We start from the raw sequence: 4,896 nt of genomic DNA, 5'->3' as shown, positions 1-4,896 counted from the left end.
CATGACGCATAACCTCATCCTGCTGCGCCACGGCGAGAGCGAATGGAACCAGAAGAATCTGTTCACCGGTTGGGTCGACGTGACCCTGACGGACAAGGGCCGGGCGGAGGGGCAGCGGTCCGGAGAGCTCCTGCGCGAGGCCGACCTCATCCCCGACGTCGTGTACACCTCCCGCCTCAAGCGGGCCATCCTCACCTCGAATCTGGCGCTCGAGGCCGCCGATCTCTCCTGGCTCGACGTCCACCGCAGCTGGCGACTCAACGAACGCCACTACGGTGCTCTGCAGGGCAAGAACAAGAAGGAGATCCGCGAGGAGTTCGGCGAAGAGCAGTTCATGACCTGGCGTCGCTCCTTCGACACCCCGCCGCCGGCCCTCGGCGATGCCTCCGAGTTCTCACAGGCCGGGGACCCGCGCTACGCCAACCTCGGCGATTCCCTGCCGCGGACGGAATGCCTGGCCGATGTCATCGACCGTCTCCTGCCGTACTGGTACGACCGGCTCGTCCCCGAGCTCACCGTCGGACGCACCGTGCTCGTCGTCGCCCACGGCAATTCGCTGCGCGGACTCGTCAAGCACCTCGACGGAATCTCCGACGCCGACATCACCGGCCTCAACATTCCCACCGGCATTCCGCTGCACTACGAGCTGACCGAGGACTTCACCCCCGTCAAGCCCGGCGGAACGTACCTCGATGCCGCTGCCGCCGAAGCCGCGATCGGCCAGGTCGCCAACCAGGGCCGCTGAGGCTCAGGCTCTCACTTCCCGGCAGCCGCCTCGGCGACCGCCTTCATCTGTTCGAGGAGAAGGCCGATCGCCGGTGAGGCGCTCATCGAGGCCCGCCACACGAGGTAGATCCAGCGGGCGATGCTGGGATCGTCGAGCTCGACGACGGTGACGTCGTCGGGCAGGTGCGGGCGTCCCAGCCGCGGCACCAGCGCCAGGGCGCCCACCGCTCGGACGAACTCGATCTGCGTGTCGTACTCCATCGCCCAGTACTCGATCCGCGGCTCGGCATTGAGAGTGTCGAAGAGTGCGGTGAGCCAGCGGTGACAGACACCGTTGCGTGGGGCCGAGACGAAGACCTCGCCGAGGAGATCCTGCCGTCTCACCTGACCGCGCGCTGCCAGATGGTGGTTGCGGTGCATGACGATATCGGCACGGTCGATCGCGATGAGTTCGGAATTCAGCGTCGAGGGCAGCAGCGGAGAGGCCTCACGCCAGTCGAAGATGAGCGAGGCGTCGATCCGGCCCGCCGTGACCATGTCGATGAGCTCGTCGGGCTCCTCCTCGATGTTGGTGATCATCAGCTCCGGAGCGGTGTCCTTGAGCAGCGGCAGGGAGGGTACCAGCACCCCGCGGATGCCGGTCGAGAACCCGCCCACCGTGATCCGACCTCGGGGTTCGCCCGATCTGGCCCTGGCCTCGGTCTCGAGGCTCTCGAGATCCTGGAGCAGCTCGGCACCGCGACGGCTGAGCTCGCGGCCCATCGGGGTCAGAGCGATCCCGCGTCCGGTGCGCTCGGTCACAGGCGCCCCGAGGTAGCGCGAGAGTTTCTGCATCTGATGGCTGATGGCCGCCGAGGTGTAGCCGAGTGCGTCGGCGGTCGCCGTGACGGATCCGGCCGAGTCGAGAGCGACGAGCGTACGCAGGGCGAGAGTATCAATCATCAAATTATTTTAACGAAACTACGCATTTATATTCAATGGAATTTTGATGCCGTGGCTGGGATCCTGGAAGCATGCGTCCCGTCCATTACATGCTCGCCCTGCTCGTCGTCGTCCTCTGGGGTGTCAACTTCATCTTCATCGACTTCGGGCTGCGGGACTGGCCGCCGCTGCTCCTCGTCGCCGCCCGCTTCACCTTCGTCGTCATCCCGGCGATCTTCTTCGTGAAGTTCCCGCGCGGGAACTTCCGCCGCGTCCTGCTCATCGGCGTGTTCATGTCCGCGGGCCAGTTCGGCCTGCTCTACACCTCGATGTCCCTCGGCCTTCCCGCGGGGCTGGCCTCGATCGTCATCCAGATCCAGGCGGCATTCACCGTCCTCGTCGCCGCGCTCGCGCTGCGCGAGATTCCGAATCGACGCCAAATCGTCGGCATCCTCATCGGACTCTCCGGGCTGGGCGTCATCGGGCTGAGCCTGCAGGCCTCGGTGCCGATCGCCGCTTTCCTCGTCGCCCTCGGCGCCTCCCTGTCCTGGGCGGTCGGGAATGTCATCGCCCGCGGCGTGAAGGAGGGGACCAACGGTGTGCAGATGACCGTGTGGTCGGCCCTCGTCGTGCCCGTGCCGCTGTTCGCGCTCTCGCTCCTCGTCGATGGCCCCGCCGAGGTGGCTCATGCCCTCACCCACCCGACCTGGGGCGTCGTGGCCTCGGTCGTCTACACCGCCGGCTGTGCCTCACTCATCGGCTATGTCATCTGGAACTCGCTGCTCGCTCGGTTCCCGGCCTCTCAGGTGGCACCGTTCTCGCTGCTCGTCCCGCTGGTCGGTGTGCTCTCGGCGTGGCTCGTCCTCGGTGACCGACCCACGGTGCCCGAACTCATCGGCGGGGCCCTCCTGCTCCTGGGCGTCGCGGTCACGACGGGCGTGCTGAAGACCATCGGGCGCAGCTTCACCGGTCGGAAGCGGAGAAGCCGAAAGGTCGTGGCCGGCGACATGCAGGAAGTCGGGCGCAGCGGAGGGCCACGGTAGACAGCAGATCGCCGAGGTGATGGCCGGCCGGCCATCACCTCGGCGATCGTGGTTGTCTCATGTTCAGCGCCACCTCGGTGGCGGACATGTCACTTCTTCGACAGGTACGGTTCCCAGTTGCCGGTGAGCAGGTATTCGACCTTCTGGGACACGGACACCGCGTGGTCGCCGAAGCGCTCGTAGTAGCGCGAAAGCAGCGTGACATCGGCGATGTGGCGGGGCGCAAGCGCACCGGCCGGTTCCTCGGCGAGCTTGGCGAAGACGCTCAGGTGCAGTTCATCGAGCTCCTCGTCGATCGCGTTGATCGTGGGCACAGCGGTCAGGCCCGGGTTCGACAGCAGGTTCTCGGTCGCCTCGGCGATCTTCTCTCCGGACTCGCCCATCCGGGTGAAGGTGTCGGCGAAGTGGTCGGGAATCGCCGACTCCGGGTAGCGGATGCGCACCTGCTGGGCGATGTGGCGAGCCAGGTCGCCCATGCGCTCGAGGGACGCGGACATCCGCAGGGAGCCGATGACCGCGCGCAGATCTGCGGCGACAGGGGCCTGCAGGGCCAGCATCTCAGCGGCCTGCTGGTCGAGCGCGTACTGCATGTGGTCGATCGTGGCGTCGGCCTCGATGACCTTCTCTGCCAGCTCGAGGTCGTTGCTGCGCAGGGCCTGGTTCGCCAGGCGAACGGCCTCGTGGACCTTGATGGACATGTCGACCAGCTGCGTGGCCAGGTCGTCCAGCTCATTTCTGAAGACTTCGCGCATTGACAACGGTTCCTTAATCTCGTGAATCTCTTGCGAGGCTGGCGTGCCTCATGTCGTCCTGGGCTCATCTCGTCCTGAGGTGGACAGCAGTCCGGTTACGAGGGGTGATCCAGTTTACGAGGGGTGATCCAGTCACGACGGGCACACTGTCGTCAGCTTTCCACGATTGGGTGAACGTTGTCTGGCATGCAGGTGAATTCCTCGGCAAAAGCGACGTTCCGAGCCCGATTCGGTGCGCCCGTGAAGCAGACTGCGCATAAGCTTGATGACGTGGACCTCTTGATCGTAGCGGTCCTGACCGGCATCGTCGGTCTGGGCCTGGGCATAGCGGGAATTCTGGCGTTTCGCTTCAGCGAACGCTCCCGTGATGCTGCCGATCTGCATTCCGAGGACGACCTGCCGGAGGGCATCGCCGAGGTGCTGGCCGTGCTGCCCTCGGCCGCGATCGTTCTCGACGCCGGCGACGACGTCGTCAAGGCCTCCCCGGCCGCCTACACCTTCGGCCTGGTCAGAGGCCACTCCCTCGCCTCTCCCGAAATGCTGAGCATGGTCGGACGAGTCCGCTCCAGAGGCCTCATCGAAGAGATCGAGCTCGAACAGAAACGTGAGCAGACGGACTCGGTCCTGAGGTTCCTCCATGCTCGCGTGGCTCCCCTGGGCACAGCCTTCGTCCTCGTCCTCTGCGACGACCAGACCGAGTCCAAGCGCGTCGACGCCGTTCGACGTGACTTCGTCGCCAACGTCTCCCATGAACTCAAGACCCCCATCGGCGCGATGTCGCTCCTCGCCGAGGCAGTGACCGACTTCGCCGATGATCCCCAAGCCGTCGAACGCTTCGGCGGCCGGATGCAGCGGGAGTCGAAGCGCCTGACTCAGCTGGTGCAGGAGATCATCGATCTCTCCCGCGTCCAGGACCATACGGCTCCATCTGCGACGGAGAAGATCTCCGCCGCCGAGGTGGTCGACGATGCCGCTGACCGTGCCCGCACGCATGCCGAGGGCAAGAACATCCATATCGAGGTCTCACCTCCGAGCAGGCTGCTCATCGAAGGCAACTACGAACTCCTCGTCAACGCAGTGCGCAACCTCATCGACAATGCGATCAACTACTCACCCGATGGCACCCGCATCGGCGTCGGCGTCGAACTCGTCGACGAACGCGTTGAGATCTCCGTGACCGACCAGGGCATAGGGCTCTCCACCCAGGACACGGAGAGGGTCTTCGAACGGTTCTACCGCGTCGACCCGGCACGGTCGCGGATCACCGGTGGAACCGGGCTGGGTCTGAGTATCGTCAAGCACATCATCGCCACTCACGGTGGACAGGTGAAGGTCTGGAGCCGCCTCGGCAAGGGATCGACCTTCACCGTCGTTCTGCCGCTGGCGGGCAACGCCGCCGATGACGAGGCGACCTCCTCGGCGCCCGACGGGGTCCTCCTCGAGCACTCGGCTCA

General features: G+C 65.5%; 5 protein-coding genes. 3 read left to right on the top strand and 2 right to left on the bottom strand.

What is annotated here, in order from left to right:
* Position 1: 1 nt before the first annotated feature.
* Positions 2–745 carry a phosphoglyceromutase gene (locus L0G76_RS14160; RefSeq protein WP_304357807.1) on the top strand — a complete coding sequence of 248 codons (744 nt, stop codon included), beginning with the start codon at positions 2–4 and terminating at the stop codon, positions 743–745.
* Between the two features lie 11 nt (positions 746–756).
* On the opposite strand, the gene L0G76_RS14155 is transcribed toward L0G76_RS14160, so the two are convergent.
* Positions 757–1,668 carry a LysR family transcriptional regulator gene (locus tag L0G76_RS14155; protein WP_304357806.1) on the bottom strand — a complete coding sequence of 304 codons (912 nt, stop codon included), beginning with the start codon at positions 1,666–1,668 and terminating at the stop codon, positions 757–759.
* A gap of 71 nt (positions 1,669–1,739) precedes the next feature.
* Between L0G76_RS14155 and L0G76_RS14150 the strand changes: the two genes are divergently transcribed.
* The gene (locus tag L0G76_RS14150) at positions 1,740–2,690 is read left to right on the top strand and encodes an EamA family transporter (protein WP_304357805.1); all 951 of its coding nucleotides are present in this window, start codon (positions 1,740–1,742) and stop codon (positions 2,688–2,690) included.
* 89 nt (positions 2,691–2,779) lie between these two features.
* Here the strand turns inward: L0G76_RS14150 and phoU are convergent, their stop codons facing one another.
* Positions 2,780–3,442: a phosphate signaling complex protein PhoU gene (phoU, locus tag L0G76_RS14145; protein ID WP_304357804.1), complete on the bottom strand. Its 663-nt coding sequence runs from the start codon at positions 3,440–3,442 to the stop codon at positions 2,780–2,782.
* Between the two features lie 270 nt (positions 3,443–3,712).
* On the opposite strand from phoU, the gene L0G76_RS14140 reads away from it, so the two are divergent.
* Positions 3,713–4,896 (top strand): sensor histidine kinase (locus L0G76_RS14140; protein ID WP_304357803.1); only part of this gene is annotated, 1,184 nt, incomplete at its 3' end.

It is taken from the genome of Brevibacterium picturae (assembly GCF_030453725.1).
Taxonomy (GTDB): domain Bacteria; phylum Actinomycetota; class Actinomycetes; order Actinomycetales; family Brevibacteriaceae; genus Brevibacterium; species Brevibacterium sandarakinum_A.
Note: the sequence above shows the minus strand (reverse complement) of the source record. Positions and strands in the feature narration are given on the sequence as shown.